We start from the raw sequence: 16,435 nt of genomic DNA, 5'->3' as shown, positions 1-16,435 counted from the left end.
TGGAGGTGGTGTCATGGCGGACATGACGGATGAGCTGGGGATACGGCGGGCGCTCGCGCTGCGGGCCGCGGTGGAGCAGGGGCTGGCCGGCGAGGCCGAACCGGTGGTCGGGCTGCTGGACGTCGCGGGTATCGCCGAGTCGGCGCGCGCCCTGCACGCCGCGTTCGCCACACCCGGGGTGGCGGTGACGCACACCTTCGCGGTGAAGGCCGCCTCGCTGGTGCCGGTGCTCGGCCTGCTCGCCGAGTGCGGGCTCGGCGCGGAGGTGGCGAGCCCCGGCGAGCTGGCGCTCGCCCGCGCGGCCGGTGTCCCGGCGGAGCGCACCGTGCTCGACTCCCCCGCCAAGACCGTCGCCGAACTGCGCGAGGCGCTCGCCCTGGGCATCGCCGTCAACGCCGACAACCCCGAGGAACTGGCGCGGATCGACCGCCTGCGGGCGGCCGCGCCCGCCGGCTCCCCGGCCGGCCCTGTCGGCCTGCGGGTCAACCCGCAGGTCGGCGGCGGCAGCATCGGCGCGATGAGCACCGCCACCGCCAGCTCCAAGTTCGGGGTGGCGCTGCGCGACCCGGGCGCGCTGGAGTGGGTGCTCGACGCCTACGCGCGCCGCCCGTGGCTCAACCGGCTGCACACGCACACCGGTTCGCAGGGCGTGCCGCTGGAACTCATGGCCGCGGGCGTCCGGGCCGCCTACGAGCTGGCCGAGCGGATCAACGCGGCCGCCGGACGGCAGCAGGTCGACGCGCTCGACATCGGCGGCGGCCTGCCGGTCAACTTCGGCTCCGACGAGACGGCGCCGTCCTTCGCCGACTACGCCGACCTGCTGCGCGCGCAGATCCCCGGGCTCTTCGACGGCCGCTACGGCATCGTCACGGAGTTCGGCCGGTCCCTGCTCGCCAAGAACGGCACCGTGCTGGCGCGGGTGGAGTACGCCAAGTCCGCCGGCGGCCGGCCGATCGCCGTCACGCACGCCGGCGCGCAGGTCGCCACCCGTACGGTGTTCGTGCCCGACTCCTGGCCGATCCGGGTGCTGGCGCTCGACGCCGAGGGCGCGGAGAAGCGCGGCGAACCGGTGGTGCAGGACGTGGCGGGGCCGTGCTGCTTCGCCGGGGACCTCGTCGCCAAGGGCCGCGCGCTGCCGCTGCTGGCGTCCGGCGACCATGTGGCGCTGCTCGACACCGGCGCCTACTACTTCTCCAACCACTTCGCCTACAACTCGCTGCCGCGCCCGGCGGTGTACGGCTACCGCGTACGGGAGGGCGGCACCGTGGCGTTCTCGCAGGTGCGGGCGGCCCAGTCGGAGGAGGAACTGCTCGCGGAGAGCGGCGCCGGGTTCCCGGCGCTGCGGCTCGAGCCGTAGGCCGTGTCGGCCCCGTCCCGACCGGCCGGCGGGGCCTCCGGCCGGGCGGGCCGCTCAGCGGCGGCGCCGGCCTCCCCCGGGGGCGGCGTCGCCCGCGGCGATACCGGTGAGCTGGTAGAGCGCGGGGTTGCCGTCGGGCCGGACCCACAGCAGCGCGTCCCGGGAGCGCTCGATCCGGGCCACCCCGCGCGAGCGCAGCCACAGCCCGGCGCCGACCCCGCCGAGCAGCATGCCCGCCGCGCACGGCAGGACGGCGTTCGAGGCGACGGCGAGCACGAACACGACCAGCAGCCACCAGCGGCGCCGCCGCACCCACGCCCGCGCGGTGACCTTGCGGTCCTGGAGGAAGACGGACTTCGCCGCGCGCGAGGCGCCCTTGGCGCGTTCGGCGTGCCGGCCGCGGCGGACGAGGAAGGACACCGCCGCCGCGACGACGAACAGGGCCGCGCCGGCCGTCACACCGATCCGTCGGCCGGTCGGGCTGAACGTCACGGCCGTGCCGGGCACCGCGGCGACCACGCCCAGCCACCACAGCCAGCCCGCCGCCACGCGCACCGTCACCGCCACCCGCGCCAATGTGTAGGCCCCGCGCACCACGTCGCGCTCCCTCCGCCGTCGCGCCGGCCCGCCGTCCCTTCAGTACGGCGGCACCGGCCAAGTGCTGGGCACGGACACTACTTCGCCAATCTCAGATTTTCGTTAAACCGGATGTCATCCACTCCCGCACAACCTTTCACCAGGACCGGCAGTCAGATGGGGTGTTCGTCACACCGGTGCGCCAGCGCGTGCGCCAAGGAACTTGGGGGAAGAACTGGTGACCTTGCATCTCACCTGGCGGCGGTCGGCCGCCGCGCTCACCGCCGCGGCACTCGCGCTGCTCGGCGCCGTCGCGGCCCAGGCGCCCGCGCGGGCCGCCGACGGGCCCACACTGCCGCTGGTCGTGCAGAGCACCAGCGTCGGGCTGCCGCAGCCGGACGCGGGCGACCCGCCCCAGATCAGCTGGTCGCTCGCCCCGCCGAGCAGCGGCCCGACCGTCACCGACGTGGTCGTCTCGCTGGACCTGTCCGGGATCAGCTCCTTCGCCACCGCCGACAGCGGCTACCCGGACGACACCGTCACCTGGGAGCGCGGCGATCTGGGCGTCGGCGGCACCGGCGGGCTGGTCGACCTCCACGCGAAGCCGGACGCGCCGCTGGGCAGCACCGGCACCGCGGTGCTGTCCGGCACCGCGGACAACGCGACGATCACCCCGATCACGGTCCGCGTCACCGTCGGCGCCGTCGGGCTGGTGGTGAACAAGCTCGCCAAGGTCGGCCACGCCAAGCCGGGCGACCACCTGACCGCCCCCGTCACGATCGCCAACACCGGCCAACTGGCCGCCGACGGCGCCTACCTGACGATGGCCACCACCGAGGGCCTGGCGTACACGCAGCACTTCTCCAACTGCGCGTACAGCAAGAAGTCGAACGACGACGTCATCGCCACGCTCGACAACAACATGGTCTGCCACTTCGACACGACGCTCCAGCCCGGCGCGAAGTACCGGCTGTCCGCCCCGATCGGGATCGACGTCACCAGCAGCGCGATGTGGGACCTCGTCCGCTACAAGGCCGCTCCCGAGCCCGGCACCCCGGTGATCGGCCCCTCCGACCGGAGCGACGGCCCGGTGCTCACGCTCGTCGCGGACGGCGACGCGCCCAGCGGCGAGCAGAAGACCGCGGACTGGACCGTCGACACCGACAACACCGCGGACCTCGCGGCGGTCGGCGACACCGCGAGCGGCAAGCCGGGCGACACCGTGCAGGTCGTCGCCGCGATCCGGAACAACGGCCCGGCCAGTGTGGACAACGAGACCAGCGACGACCAGCTCGGCGTCGAGGTCGACGTGCCCGAGGGCACCACCGCGGTGAAGGTGCCGGACGCCTGCTACACCTGGTCGGAGGCCGGCCCGGGCACGCAGAAGACCGGAGCGCCGAAGTACATCTGCTGGACGAAGCCGCCGCTGCGGCCGGGCGCGAGCGTGAAGATGCCGTTCACGCTGCGGATCGACGCCGACGCCCCGGCGCTGGCGAGCGGCACGGTGCGGGCCACCACCGTCTACGACTCGCCGCTGCCCTTCGACACCGACCCGACCGACAACACCGCCGCGCTGACCGTGCACGTCGAGGGCGGCGCGACCGCCACCCCGACCGCCTCCTCCGGCGGCAGCTCGACGGGCGGCGACGCGAGCACGCAGCTGACCACCGCGACCAGCGCCGGCAGCGCCCCGGGCAGCAGCAGCACCACCGGCGGCACCGGCTCGCTCGCCTCGACCGGCAGCAGCGGCACCCGCACCCTCACGCTCGTCGGTGCCGCGGCCCTGGTCCTGGGCGGGGCGGCGCTCGCCCTCGCCCGCAGCCGCAGGGTCCGCCGCGCGGGCACCGGCGCCTGAGCACCCAGGGAGCTAGGGAGCCAGGCACCCGGTCACCACTGTCCGCGGCCCGCGGGGACGTTCACTCCATGAACAGCCCGCGGGCCGCGGCCTGCGCGTCGAACTCCTCCAGCCGCGCCTGCGCGTCCGGCAGGTCGTCGCACATCGACTCCAGCAGCACCCGGCCCAGCAGCATCGGCGCGCAGGCCGTGTCGAAGGCCAGCCCGGTGCCCACGGCCGCGGGCAGCAGCAGGTCGCTGTGCGCGGCCACCGGCGCGAACGCGCTGTCGGCCACGGTGACCACGGTCAGCCCGGCCTGCCGCGCGTGGCGCAGCGCGTCGGCCACCTCCCGCGGGTGCCGGGGCAGCGCGAAGCACAGCAGCGCGCTCGCCCCCGCCCGGACGGCCGCGTCGATCCGGTCCGCGAGCATGGTGCCGCCCTCGTCCAGCAGCCGCACGTCCGGGTGCACCTTCGCCGCGAAGTACGCGAAGCCGCGCGCCTGGGCGCCCGCCGCGCGCAGCCCGAGCACCGGCAGCGGCCGGGAGGCGGCCAGCACCGCCCCGGCCCGGGCCACCGGCCCGGGGTCGGCGAGCAGGTCGGCCAGGTGCCGCAGGTTCTCGATCTCCGCGTGCACCGCCTGCTGGTACTCGTTGTACGTGCTCGCGCCCGCCGGTTCGGCCGCCGGCGCCACCTCGCGCAGGTGCCTGCGCAGCGCCGGGTAGCCGTCGAAGCCCAGGGCGACCGCGAACCGCGTCACCGAGGGCTGGCTCACCCCGGCGAGCTCGGCCACCTCCACACTGGACAGGAACGCCGCCTCGTCGGCCCTGCGCACCAGGCAGTGCGCGATCCGCCGCTGGGTCGGCGTCAGCCGGTGCGCCTCGAAGAGCTTCAGCAGCCGCGCGGAGGAGTTCCCCGCGCCGGCCCCTGGGTGGCCCGTACCGCCGTTCATCGCCGTCCCGTCCCCGTCCTGTCCGCAGCCGCGCCACCGGCCACCCCGGGCGACCGGTATTCATCAGAACAAGACTCTGCATGACCATATGCAGCCGAGCAAGACGCGCCCCTTCGGGCGGCGCGCTTCTCCCGGCGGGGAACGGAAACGGAAAGGGCCGGACGGGCCTTGCGGCCCGTCCGGCCCTCCCGGGGGACGATGTGTGCGCAGGCTAGCGGCGGCCGGTCCCGTCCAGTTCCGGAGCGCCGTGCGTGCCGTCCTGACCGCCGCCCGCGGCGACCGCGGGGCTGCCGCCCCGCGGGCCGGTGGCGCGGTCCGCGTGGCCCGGCCACCAAGCGGCGTGCCCGATCAGCGCGGTGAGGCTCGGCGTGAAGAACAGCGCCATCACGAACGCCGCCACCACGATGCCGAAGGCGATCGCGAAGCCCATCTCGGTGAGGAAGGAGTTGCCGGAGAGCATCAGCGTGGCGAAGGTCGCCGCCAGGATGAACCCGGCGGAGGCGATCGTCGGGCCGGCGTGCCGCAGCGCCTCGGCGGCGGCCTCCCGCGGGGCGCGGCCCTCGCGGGCCTCCTCCCGCAATCGCGCGATCATCAGGATGTTGTAGTCCGTGCCGATCGCCACCACGAACAGGTACATGATGATCGGCAGCATGAAGATCAGCCCGCTGCCGCGGCCGAAGATCAGCACCGTGGCACCGAGCGTCGCGCCGAAGCCGAGGGCCACCGAGGCGATCAGGTACCAGGGGGCCACCACGCTGCGCAGCAGCAGCCCCAGGATCACCATGATGAGGATCGCGGCCACCGGGAAGACCGTGCGGTAGTCGTGGTTGACCGCCGCGTTGATGTCCCGGTAGATCGACGAGGTGCCGCCGACCACCGCCTCGGTTCCCGGCGGGGCGTTGTCCTTGGCGGCCGTGCGGACGTCGCCGACCGCCGCGATCGCCTTGTCACTGGCGCCGGAGTACTTCAGCGTCAGGTTGAACAGGGCCGTGGTGCCGTCCTTGTTCAGCCCGGTGCTCCGGTCGAAGCTCGCCGTGGCGACACCGTCGACCTTGGCCAGCTTGTCCTTGTACGCGGTGAAGTCCACACCGGACAGCGACTTGCCGTCGGTGCTGGTGAGGAAGACCGAGGTCGGGTCGGCAGCACCGGCGGAGTACGCCTTCTGCATGCTGTCCTGGACGACCATCGACTCCTTGGTCTTGGGGATGGACCCGGAGGCGAGGTCGTAGTCGGCCTTGTAGCCGAGGGTGCCCAGCGCGAGCAGCACCATCACCAGGCCGGAGACGATCGCCACCAGCCCCGCCCGGCTGCCCAGCATCCGGCCGATCGAGGTGAAGCGGGTGCCGGACGGCTCCTGGTTCCACTTCTTGCCCGGCCAGAACAGCGCCCGCGGCGGGATCAGCGAGCAGATCGCCGGGAAGAGCGTGAGCCCCGCGATCAGCGTGACCGCCACGAGGATGGCCAGCGCCGGGCCCAGCTGGGTGAGGAAGCCCAGGGTGGACAGGGCCAGCGCCAGGAAGGAGATGATCACCGCGCCGGCCGCCGAGGCGATCGCCTCACCGACCCTGGTGACGCTGTTGATCATCGCTTCCTTGGGCTCGTCGCCCAGCCGCAGCCGTTCTCGGTAGCGGAACATCAGGAACAGGAAGTAGTCCGTGCCGACGCCGAGCACCACCACGATCAGCAGCGCGGAGATCGAGCTGTTGGCCTGGAGGCCGAAGAGCTTGGTGGCGTAGGAGATCAGGCCGTTGGACGTGGTGAAGACCAGGCCCATCAGGATCACCAGCGGCATGATCGCGACCAGCGGGGACCGGAAGATGATCAGCAGCGTGATGATGATGATCAGCAGCGAGCCGACCAGTGCGACGGCGTCCGAGGTGTTGCCCGCCTCGGACTGGTCGAGGTTCTGCGCGGCCGAGCCACCCACCTGGACTTTCAGGTCGGTGCCCTTGGCGAGGTCCTTGGAGTCGGTGCGCAGCGCCTTGGCCGCGTCGGCCTGCTTGGGCTGCCCGTCGGACTTCTTGTCCATCTGGACGTAGGCGGTGGAGAACTTGTGGTCCTTGGACTCGCTGCCCGCGACGACCTTCTGGACCTGGTCGATGTGCTTGCCGCCGAGGCCCTTGGTGATCGTGTCGATGTCGGCCTTGTCGGCAGCGGTCAGCGGGCCGTTGTCGTTCCGCTGGTAGAGGACGATCGCCGACGGCGTGAACGCCGAGGGGAACGCCTTCTCCTGGAGGTCCATCGCCTTGATCGACTGATAGCTGCTGGGCAGGAAGCTGCTTTCGTCACTGTTGGACGGCAGGCTCGGTGCGGTGGCGACGATCGCGACGGCTGCGACGAGCCACGCCACGATCGTCCATACGGGATGGCGGACGACGGCGCGTCCGATGCGGTGGAACATGCGGTGCTGCCTCCATGGCAGGACATATCACCGCCACCCTTTGGAGCGGTACCCGGGTATCGGCGACCCGGACGGCGCGCACGCCGACCGGAGATTGTCATATGGGCGGGTTGTGAGCCAGATCCTACTTGCCGCCCGGCTAGGGGCAAACCGCCACCCCGGGGCGACCGCCGTCCGCACCGGGCCGCGGCGAACGGGACCCCGGTATGAGTACCCCGGTCACATCGGCGGGAGCAACCGCTTTTGCGGCTTGCCCATGGCGTTGCGCGGGAGTTCACCGAGAAAGCGCACCCGGCGGGGCCGCTTGTGCACGGACAGCCGGCTGGCGACGAAGTCGGTGAGCTCGGTGGCGCTCACCCCGTCGGCGACCACGTACGCGACGATCTCCTGCCCGAGGTCGGTGTGCGGCGCGCCGACCACCGCCGCCTCGCGTACCGCCGGATGGGCGAGCAGCGCGTTCTCCACCTCGCCCGCGCCGATCCGGTAGCCGCCGGACTTGATCAGGTCGGTGGAGGCCCGCCCGACGATCCGGTGCGTGCCGTCCGCGTCGACCGCCGCGATGTCGCCGGTACGGAACCAGCCGTCGTCGGTGTACGACGCCGCGGTCGCCTCCGGGCGGCCGAGGTAGCCGTCGAAGAGGGTCGGGCCGGTGAGCTGGAGTTCGCCGATGCCGTCGGCGGACTCGGCGATCCTCGTGCTGATCCCCGGCAGCGGGGTGCCGACCGCACCCGGGTGCCGCGGGCCGTCCGCCCGGGCCGAGACGGTGATCAGCGACTCCGTCATGCCGTAGCGCTCCACCGGTGCACGGCCGGTCAGCCGGGCCAGCGACTCGAAGACCGGCACCGGCAGCGGCGCGCTGCCCGACACCAGCAGCCGCGCCCCCGACAGCGCCCGCGCCGCCGCCTCGTCGCGCACCACCCGGTGCCAGACGGTGGGCACCCCGAAGTAGAGGGTGCCTCCGGCCGCCGCGTACGCCGCCGGGGTCGGCCGGCCGGTGTGCACCAGGCGGCTGCCCACCCGCAGCGCGCCGAGCACGCCCAGCACCAGGCCGTGCACATGGAACAGCGGCAGCCCGTGCACCAGGGTGTCGTCCGCCGTCCACTGCCACGCCTGCGCCAGCGCGTCGAGGTCCGCGGCGATCGCCGCCCGGGAGATCATCACGCCCTTGGGCGGGCCGGTCGTCCCCGACGTGTAGAGCACCAGCGCGGGCCTGCCGGCCTCGTCGTCCGCCCCCGCCCCGGCACCCGCCCCGCCGTCGGGCCGCTCGGTGAAGTCCGCGCGCTCGGCGAAGTCCACCGCGACCACGTCGGCGCCGGAGTCCCGCAGGACGTGCGCCCGCTCGTCCGGCCCGGCGTCCGGGGCCAGCGGCACCACCGGCACCCCGGCCAGCAGCCCGCCCACCACGGCCGCGACCGTCTCCAGCGACGCGCCCGCCTCCACCGCGAACGCCTCCCGCCCAGCCACCCGCCGTGCGACCGCCCCCGCGGCTCCGAGCAGTTCCTCGTAGCTGCACGCCCTGCCGTCGACCCGCAGCGCGTCGGGGCGGTCAGGCCCCTCCTGCAACGCGGTGAGCAGCGGCACCGATGCCATGGGAATCCTCCTACTGGACGGTCCAACCCCCGGGAGAACCGGGGGGTTAGCCCCAGTGTCGCCCACCCGCCCCGCCTCTACGGTGGCCTTCATGGACGCCCGCGACCCGGAACTCAAGAAGGAACTCGCCGCCACCCTGGAGGCGCGCAGGACACTCGGCGACGAGTACGAGCCGGCTCTCGTCGACTCGTTCATGGAGAAGGTGGCCACCCGCGTGGACAGCCACGTCGAGCAGCGGGTGCGCCGTGAACTGGCCCAGCAGCAGACCTCGTCGGCGCGCGCCGACCGCCGCCCGATCGGGCCGCCGCAGGGCAGCCCCCGCTTCGCGCGCTACGGCTTCGCCGGCTTCACGATGATCGCGGCGATCCCGCTCTCCGCGATCGGGGCGGTCAACGCGGGCACCACCGGGCTGCTGATCACCTGGGCCGGCATCGTGGCGGTCAACGTCGCCCAGGGCATGGGCAGCCTCTTCACCAGGGACCGCCGCACGCACGACGAGGACGAGTGGAAGTAGCGGTTGCGGGGGCCGCCGGGGGCGGCGGAACCGGACGGCGGGTGCGCCGCGCCGGATTCCGCGAGCTGGTACGTCCACGTCACGTCCACGCAGCACGTGCTTAACACGCGTCCGGCACATTGGGTGGTGTCGAAAGCGCGGGCGGTTCCGCCGGCCGCGCCGGCACCCAAGTGGCGCCAAGGCTTCCGGAGCGGCTCCCGGACTCCATGGTGACCCTGGACGCGCAGGCCCGGCCCTGACCCGGCCCGCGTCCGCAGGCGAGGACCGCCGTCGTCCCGCCCCCCGGGCTGCGATGCCCCGGGGGTGCGGCGGTCCTCGCCTTTTCCGCTGCCCGCGTTCCTCCGTGTCCCTCCGCGTCCCTCCGTGTCCCTTCCCCAGGGCGGACCGGACCGGGCGGCTCCGCCCCGGACCGGCCCGCCGCCCGCCCCGGACCGGCTCAGACGGTGCCGGCGCCGTGCGCGGCGAGGAAGCCCAGCAGGTCCTGGCGGCTGACCACGTTGGTCGGCTTGCCCTCGACCAGGACGATGGCCGCGTCCGCGCGCTCCAGCACCGTCATCAGGTCGCCGATCGGCTCGCCGGAGCCGACCTGCGGCAGCGGCGGGCACAGGTGCTTCTCCAGCGGGTCGTCCAGCCCGGCGCGCTTGGCGAACAGGGCGTCCAGCAGCTCGCGTTCGACCACCGAGCCGATCACCTCGGCCGCCATGACGTCGGGGTGCCCGGCGCCGGGCTTGACCACCGGCATCTGCGAGACGCCGTACTCGCGCAGCACCTCGATCGCCTGGCCGACGGTCTCGTCCGGGTGCATGTGCACCAGGTTGGGCAGGCCGCCGTCCTTGCGCGCGAGCACGTCCGCCACCCGCGGCTCGCCCTCGCCCTCGTCGAGGAAGCCGTGCGAGCCCATCCACTCGTCGCTGAAGATCTTCGACAGGTAGCCGCGGCCGCTGTCGGGCAGCAGCACCACGACGACGTCGTCCGGGCCGAGCCCGGCGGCCACCTCCAGGGCCGCGACGACCGCCATCCCGCAGGAGCCGCCGACGAGCAGGCCCTCCTCGCGGGCGAGCCGGCGGGTCATCTGGAAGGAGTCCTTGTCGGAGACCGCCACGATCCCGTCGGCCACCTCGCGGTCGTAGGCGGTCGGCCAGAAGTCCTCGCCCACGCCCTCGACGAGGTACGGGCGCCCGGAGCCGCCGCTGTAGACGGAGCCCTCGGGGTCGGCGCCGATGACCTTCACCCGGCCGCCGCTGGCGTCCTTGAGGTAGCGGCCGGTGCCGGAGATGGTGCCGCCGGTGCCGACGCCGGCCACGAAGTGGGTGATCCGGCCCTCGGTCTGCTCCCACAGCTCGGGGCCGGTGGAGTGGTAGTGCGACAGCGGGTTGTTCGGGTTACTGTACTGGTCCGGCTTCCAGGCGTTGGGCGTCTCGCGCACCAGTCGGTCGGACACGTTGTAGTACGAGTCCGGGTGGCTGGGGTCCACGGCCGTCGGGCAGACCACGACCTCGGCACCGTAGGCGCGCAGGACGTTGATCTTGTCCGCCGAGACCTTGTCCGGGCAGACGAAGACGCAGTGGTAGCCCTTGCGCTGGGCGACCATCGCCAGGCCGACCCCGGTGTTGCCGGAGGTGGGCTCCACGATGGTGCCGCCGGGGCGCAGTTCGCCGCTCTCCTCCGCGGCTTCGATCATCCGCAGGGCGATCCGGTCCTTGACCGAGCCTCCGGGGTTGAAGTACTCGACCTTCGCCAGGACGGTCGCTCTGATTCCCGCGGTCACGCTGTTGAGCCTCACCAGCGGGGTGTTGCCGACGAGACTGATCATCGAGTCGTGAAACTGCACCGTTGTCTCCGGGTTCTCCGTAATGGTGGCAACAGATTAGAGCCTGGGGGAAACCCGGACGATGCGGTCGGCACCCCGGCGGGTCAGCGCCGCGCGGGCCCGGCGCCGCGATGGGCCGGCACCCCGGTGGGTAGAGAAGCCGCGGAGGCAGCGAAGCCGCGGGGGGCCGCTGCCCGGTCTTCGGCGTGTGGCGGGGTGGCGGGTGCGCGCGGTGCCGCATGGTGGGTACGGACAGTCCAGGGAGGTGGCCGGCTTGATGTCCAGGGCGAGGGTGGCACGGCGGATCGCGACCGCGGCGGCGTTCGGCGGCGGCGGGATCAGTCTGCTGGGCGGGGCCGCGGTCGGGCTGCTGCTGACCGAGGCGCGGCTGGCGAAGCGGGTGGTCGGCGGGTCGGGCGACGTGCCGCCGCGGGCCGACGGCCGGTACGGCTCGGCGTTCGCGCACCGCACCGGCGAGCCGCCGCTGCGGCTGGGCTTCCTGGGCGACTCCACCGCGGCCGGGCAGGGGGTGCGGCGGGCCCGGGAGACGCCCGGGGCGCTGCTCGCCTCGGGGCTGGCGGCGGTGGCCGAGCGCCCGGTGAAGCTGACGAACGTGGCGCTGTCCGGTGCCAAGTCCGACGACCTGGACCGCCAGGTGTCGCTGCTGCTGGACCCGGCGCTGCCGCCGCCGGACGTGGCGGTGCTGATGATCGGCGCGAACGACGTGACGCGCCGGATGCCGCTGTCCACCTCGGTGCGGCTGCTGTCCGACGCGGTGCGGCGGCTGCGCGAGGCCGGTACGGAGGTGGTGGTCGGCACCTGCCCGGACCTGGGGTCGGTGGAGCCGGTCTACCAGCCGCTGCGGTGGCTGGCCCGGCGGGCGAGTCGGCAGCTCGCGGCGGCGCAGACCATCGCGGTGGTGGACCTGGGCGGGCGTACGGTCTCGCTCGGCGACCTGCTGGGCCCGGAGTTCGAGGCGCGGCCGCGCGAGCTGTTCGGGCCGGACAACTTCCATCCGTCCGCGGAGGGTTACGCGACGGCGGCGATGGCGCTCCTGCCCACCCTGTGCGCCTCGCTGGGGCTGTGGCCGGAGGCCGACGAGCGGCCGGACGCGCGGCGCGGCGAGGGCTTCCTGCCGGTCGCGCAGGCGGCGGCGGAGGCCGCGGAGGAGGGCGGTACGGAGGTGACGGCCGCCCGCACCGTGTCCTCCGGTCCGCGCGGTCCGTGGGCGCTGCTGAAGCGGCGGCGGCGCCGTCCGGTGGAGCAGGAGCACCCGCAGGAGGAGAGCGGGGCGGCGGCCGGCACCTCGGCGGAGGGTGCGGCCCGGCGCGGCGCGTGAGGGCGCGGCGTGAGGGCGGCGTGCGGGCGGGCTGTCGCGGGCGGCGCACCCGGTGCCGCGCGTCCGCCCAGGGGTTCACCTACTCCTGTAACCTCACCCGGAAACGGTGCCCGTACGCGCTCACTTGAGAGGGCGATCATGCCTGGTGAGCGCGCCGCGAGAGGCCGCCGGGGCGTCCGGTCCACAGGTCCCCGACATCCTTTGTGAAACTCTTCACATGAAGTTCCCGCCCGGCGGGTCAACTTTCCGCGCCCCGGGGGGCCGAATCCCCCTGTGCGCAGGGGCCGTCCGCGCTCCCGGGGCGCCGGGCGGCGGGCCGGCCGTACCGGCGCAGCGGCGATCGACGCTGTTCAGCGCCGTGTACAACTACGGGTGGCCGCTCCGGACCGGCCGAGGCAGCCTTGCCCCCGTCCATGAAGGCGCGCAGTGTAGCAGGGGGTGTCCATACCCTTGTGAAGGGGCTCACGAGGGGCACCCCGGAGTGTGCTGGATACTCGAAGCATGAGCACCACGGAGCGTCCACGGATCCTCGTAGTAGGCGGCGGTTACGTCGGCCTGTACGCGGCGCGCCGCATCATGAAGAAGATGCGGTACGGCGAGGCGACCGTCACGGTCGTCGACCCGCGCTCGTACATGACGTACCAGCCCTTCCTTCCCGAAACCGCAGCGGGCAGCATCTCCCCGCGGCATGTCGTCGTCCCGCTGCGGCGCGTGCTGCCCGGGGTCGAGGTGCTCACCGGACGGGTCGCCACCATCGACCAGGACCGCAAGGTCGCCTCGGTCGAGCCTCTGGTCGGCGAGGCGTACGAGCTGCCCTTCGACTACCTCGTGATCGCGCTCGGCGCGGTCTCCCGCACCTTCCCGATCCCCGGCCTGGCCGAGAACGGCATCGGGATGAAGGGCGTGGAGGAGGCGATCGGCCTGCGCAACCACGTGCTGGAGCAGCTCGACAAGGCCGACTCCACCACCGACGAGGAGATCCGCCGCAAGGCGCTCACCTTCGTCTTCGTCGGCGGCGGCTTCGCCGGCGCGGAGACGATCGGCGAGGTCGAGGACATGGCCCGCGACGCGGCGAAGTACTACCCGAACGTGAAGCGCGAGGACATGCGCTTCATCCTCGTGGACGCCGCGGACAAGATCCTCCCCGAGGTCGGCCCGCAGCTGGGCAAGTGGGGTCTTGAGCACCTCAAGGAGCGCGGTATCGAGGTCTACCTCGGCACCTCCATGAAGTCCTGCGTCGACAAGCACGTGGTGCTCGCCAACGGGCTCGAGGTCGACGCCTCCACCATCGTGTGGACCGCCGGTGTGAAGCCGAACCCGGTGCTGGCGAAGTTCGGCCTGCCGCTGGGCCCGCGCGGCCACGTGGACACCGCGCCGACCCTCCAGGTGCAGGGCACCGACTACATCTGGGCCGCGGGCGACAACGCCCAGGTGCCGGACCTCTCCAAGGGCGAGGGCGCCTGGTGCCCGCCGAACGCGCAGCACGCGCTGCGCCAGGCCAAGGTGCTCGGTGACAACGTGGTCTCCGGGATGCGCGGCTTCCCGCAGCAGGACTACAAGCACGCCAACAAGGGCGCGGTCGCGGGCCTGGGCCTGCACAAGGGCGTCGCGATGATCGTGTTCGGCAAGACCACGATCAAGCTCAAGGGCCGCCTCGCCTGGTACATGCACCGCGGCTACCACGGCCTGGCCGTGCCGACCTGGAACCGCAAGATCCGGGTCTTCGCCGACTGGACGCTCGGCATGTTCCTCAAGCGCGAGGTCGTCGCGCTCGGCGCCATCGAGAACCCCCGCGAGGAGTTCTACGAGGCCGCGCGGCCGATCCCGGCACCGGCCGCCGAGAAGCGCCCCGAGGGCGCGGAGAAGGTCGCCTCCTAGCAGGGCTCGGCAGGAGCAGCAGCGCGATCCGAAGGGCGCCCGCCATCCGTGGTGCGGGCGCCCTTCGCCGTGCGTTCTGCGCGGTGCGCTCTGCGCCGTGTGCTCTGCGCCGTGTGCTCTGCGCGGGTGCGCCCTTGGCCGTGCCTGGCCGTGCGCCCTTCGCCGTGCCTGCCGCGTGCCGTGCGCGCGATGACGACACGCAGGTCGGCGGGCATTCCACCCCTTCCGGCCCAACTCCGTGTATCCGCAACCTAATTTTCCGCGTCAGGCGCCTCAAGTGCGATTTTCAGTCGTACGCTCAGATCCATGGTTGACGCGGCTCATCGCATCCTCGACATCGCCGAACGCGTTCTCCCCGGACCGTTCCCGCTGCGCGTGCGCGCGTGGGACGGCAGTGAGGCGGGACCGGCCGGCGCACCCGCACTCGTCTTCCGGAAGCGGCGGGCCCTGCGCCGGCTGCTGTGGCGGCCGGGCGAACTCGGTCTGGCCAGAGCGTGGGTGGCCGGCGACCTCGACGTCGACGGCGACCTGTACACCGCGCTCGACACGCTGTCCGGCCTGATCTGGGAGCGCGGCGAGCCGGACCCGGCGGCGCCGCGCGGCCAGGGGGTGCGGCAGATCGCGCTCGCCCTGCGCGACCCGGCGACCTACCGGCTGCTGCGCGGTGTGGTCTCCCTGGCCGGGCCCGGGCTGCCGCCGTCCGCGCCGCCGGAGGAGGTGCGCCGCCGCACCGGCCTCGCGCACACCAAGCGGCGCGACAAGGAGGCGATCTCCCACCACTACGACGTGGGCAACGCCTTCTACGAGATCGTGCTCGGCCCGTCCATGGTGTACTCCTGCGCGCTGTGGGGCGACGAGGCGGGCGCCGGGGCCGCCGCCGCGGCGGGCGCGGAGGCCGCCACCGACGAGCGCGTGGCCGCCGCCGCCTCGGTGGCGGGCTCCGCCGCGGAGGGCACCGAGCCGGTGGGCGCCGCCGCGGTCACCCTCGAACAGGCGCAGTACGCCAAACTCGACCTGGTCTGCCGCAAGTTGGGCCTGCGCGAGGGGCAGCGGCTGCTGGACGTCGGCTGCGGCTGGGGCGCCATGGTGCTGCACGCCGCCCGGCACTACGGCGTCCGGGCCACCGGGATCACGCTCTCCGTCGAGCAGGCGGCGTTCGCCCGCAAGCGGATCGCGGCGGCCGGCCTGACCGACCGCATCGAGATCCGGGTGCAGGACTACCGCGACGTCAAGGACGGCCCCTACGACGCGATCTCGTCGATCGGGATGGCCGAGCACGTCGGCAGCGCGCGCTACCTGGAGTACGCGCAGACCCTCTACGCCCTGCTCAAGCCGGGCGGCCGGCTGCTGAACCACCAGATCGCCCGCCGCCCGCTGCGCAGCGAGGAGGAGTACCGGATCGACGAGTTCATCGACCGCTACGTCTTCCCCGACGGCGAGCTCTCCCCGGTGGGCACCACCGTGGGCCGGCTGGAGGAGGCGGGCTTCGAGGTGCGCGACGTGGAGGCCCTGCGCGAGCACTACGGGCGCACCCTGCGCACCTGGGTGGCGAACCTCGAGGCGCACTGGAAGGAGGCGGTCGCCGCGACGAGCGCCGGGCGGGCCCGGGTGTGGCGGCTCTACATGGCCGCGTCCGCGCTCTCCTTCGAGCGCAACCGGATCGGCGTCAACCAGGTGATGGCCGTGCGCACCGACGCGGCGGGCAGGGCCGGCCTGCCCGCCACTCGTTCGGCGTGGATCTCCTGAGGCGGGCCGCGCCGCGGTGACATCCGCGGCGCCGTCCGGCGCCGCTTCCCCCGACCGGGCCCGGGGGCGATCCCCGGGCCCCGGTTGCGGAGAGCGATTTCACGTCACTTGTGCGTGAGGTCTGATGCTGATGGGAAGGCGTCTGTGGTGCGGCGGGACCACGGGCACCACCCTGACGCCACGTCAGTAACCCCTAAAATAAGACAACATGGCTACTTAGACGCCCTGTTCACGTCCCGCAACCCGGATACGCTTTTGTCTGCGCCCCGCCGGCCCGGATGGTGGAACGCAGACACGGCGAGCTTAAACCTCGCTGCCCTTTGAGGGCGTGCCGGTTCAAGTCCGGCTCCGGGCACCACCTCTCGCTGGCCGATGGACCAGCGAGAAGGGGGCCGGAAACCGGGCATCGACGACCACCGCACTCCCCCACCGCGGGCAGCG

Annotated in this window: 11 protein-coding genes and 1 tRNA gene; 7 read left to right on the top strand and 5 right to left on the bottom strand. The window is 73.3% G+C overall.

Translation table 11 applies throughout. The annotated features are described in order from the left end of the window. Window positions 1-22 precede the first annotated feature (22 nt). Complete coding sequence (locus AC3EVP_RS30275; RefSeq protein ID WP_435135489.1) at window positions 23-1,357, top strand: type III PLP-dependent enzyme domain-containing protein; 1,335 nt, start codon at window positions 23-25, stop codon at window positions 1,355-1,357. A 54-nt stretch (window positions 1,358-1,411) separates the two neighbouring features. Here AC3EVP_RS30275 and AC3EVP_RS30270 read toward each other — a convergent pair whose 3' ends face one another. Beyond that, on the bottom strand, window positions 1,412-1,954 hold the full coding sequence (locus tag AC3EVP_RS30270; protein ID WP_435135425.1) for a hypothetical protein: 543 nt from the start codon (window positions 1,952-1,954) through the stop codon (window positions 1,412-1,414). A gap of 217 nt (window positions 1,955-2,171) precedes the next feature. Here AC3EVP_RS30270 and AC3EVP_RS30265 point away from each other — a divergent pair, with 217 nt between their 5' ends. Further along, window positions 2,172-3,788: an LPXTG cell wall anchor domain-containing protein gene (locus tag AC3EVP_RS30265; RefSeq protein WP_435135422.1), complete on the top strand. Its 1,617-nt coding sequence runs from the start codon at window positions 2,172-2,174 to the stop codon at window positions 3,786-3,788. Between the two features lie 61 nt (window positions 3,789-3,849). On the opposite strand, the gene AC3EVP_RS30260 is transcribed toward AC3EVP_RS30265, so the two are convergent. From AC3EVP_RS30260 to AC3EVP_RS30250, 3 genes are all read right to left on the bottom strand, one after another. Further along, window positions 3,850-4,716, bottom strand: coding sequence for a MurR/RpiR family transcriptional regulator (locus tag AC3EVP_RS30260; protein WP_435135419.1), 867 nt, complete (start codon window positions 4,714-4,716; stop codon window positions 3,850-3,852). A gap of 211 nt (window positions 4,717-4,927) precedes the next feature. Continuing rightward, window positions 4,928-7,117 carry an MMPL family transporter gene (locus AC3EVP_RS30255; protein ID WP_335971108.1) on the bottom strand — a complete coding sequence of 730 codons (2,190 nt, stop codon included), beginning with the start codon at window positions 7,115-7,117 and terminating at the stop codon, window positions 4,928-4,930. Window positions 7,118-7,336: 219 nt separating this feature from the next. After that, window positions 7,337-8,707, bottom strand: coding sequence for an AMP-binding protein (locus AC3EVP_RS30250; protein ID WP_435135415.1), 1,371 nt, complete (start codon window positions 8,705-8,707; stop codon window positions 7,337-7,339). Window positions 8,708-8,798: 91 nt separating this feature from the next. On the opposite strand from AC3EVP_RS30250, the gene AC3EVP_RS30245 reads away from it, so the two are divergent. Then, entirely contained in the window at window positions 8,799-9,221 is a 423-nt protein-coding gene (locus AC3EVP_RS30245; protein ID WP_435135413.1) for a hypothetical protein, read from the top strand. A gap of 436 nt (window positions 9,222-9,657) precedes the next feature. On the opposite strand, the gene AC3EVP_RS30240 is transcribed toward AC3EVP_RS30245, so the two are convergent. Then, window positions 9,658-11,052: a cystathionine beta-synthase gene (locus tag AC3EVP_RS30240; protein WP_335971102.1), complete on the bottom strand. Its 1,395-nt coding sequence runs from the start codon at window positions 11,050-11,052 to the stop codon at window positions 9,658-9,660. 256 nt (window positions 11,053-11,308) lie between these two features. Here AC3EVP_RS30240 and AC3EVP_RS30235 point away from each other — a divergent pair, with 256 nt between their 5' ends. The 4 genes from AC3EVP_RS30235 to AC3EVP_RS30220 all read left to right on the top strand — a co-directional run bounded on the left by AC3EVP_RS30235 (window position 11,309) and on the right by AC3EVP_RS30220 (window position 16,352). Further along, the gene (locus tag AC3EVP_RS30235) at window positions 11,309-12,370 is read left to right on the top strand and encodes an SGNH/GDSL hydrolase family protein (protein ID WP_335971100.1); all 1,062 of its coding nucleotides are present in this window, start codon (window positions 11,309-11,311) and stop codon (window positions 12,368-12,370) included. A 501-nt stretch (window positions 12,371-12,871) separates the two neighbouring features. Then, entirely contained in the window at window positions 12,872-14,248 is a 1,377-nt protein-coding gene (locus tag AC3EVP_RS30230; RefSeq protein ID WP_335971098.1) for an NAD(P)/FAD-dependent oxidoreductase, read from the top strand. A 306-nt stretch (window positions 14,249-14,554) separates the two neighbouring features. Next, the gene (locus tag AC3EVP_RS30225) at window positions 14,555-15,994 is read left to right on the top strand and encodes a class I SAM-dependent methyltransferase (protein ID WP_435135408.1); all 1,440 of its coding nucleotides are present in this window, start codon (window positions 14,555-14,557) and stop codon (window positions 15,992-15,994) included. A 272-nt stretch (window positions 15,995-16,266) separates the two neighbouring features. Then, a tRNA-Leu gene (locus AC3EVP_RS30220) sits at window positions 16,267-16,352 on the top strand. Window positions 16,353-16,435 lie beyond the last annotated feature (83 nt).

The organism is Actinacidiphila sp. bgisy144 (genome assembly GCF_057708105.1).
This window is presented reverse-complemented; position numbering and strand designations above follow the sequence as displayed.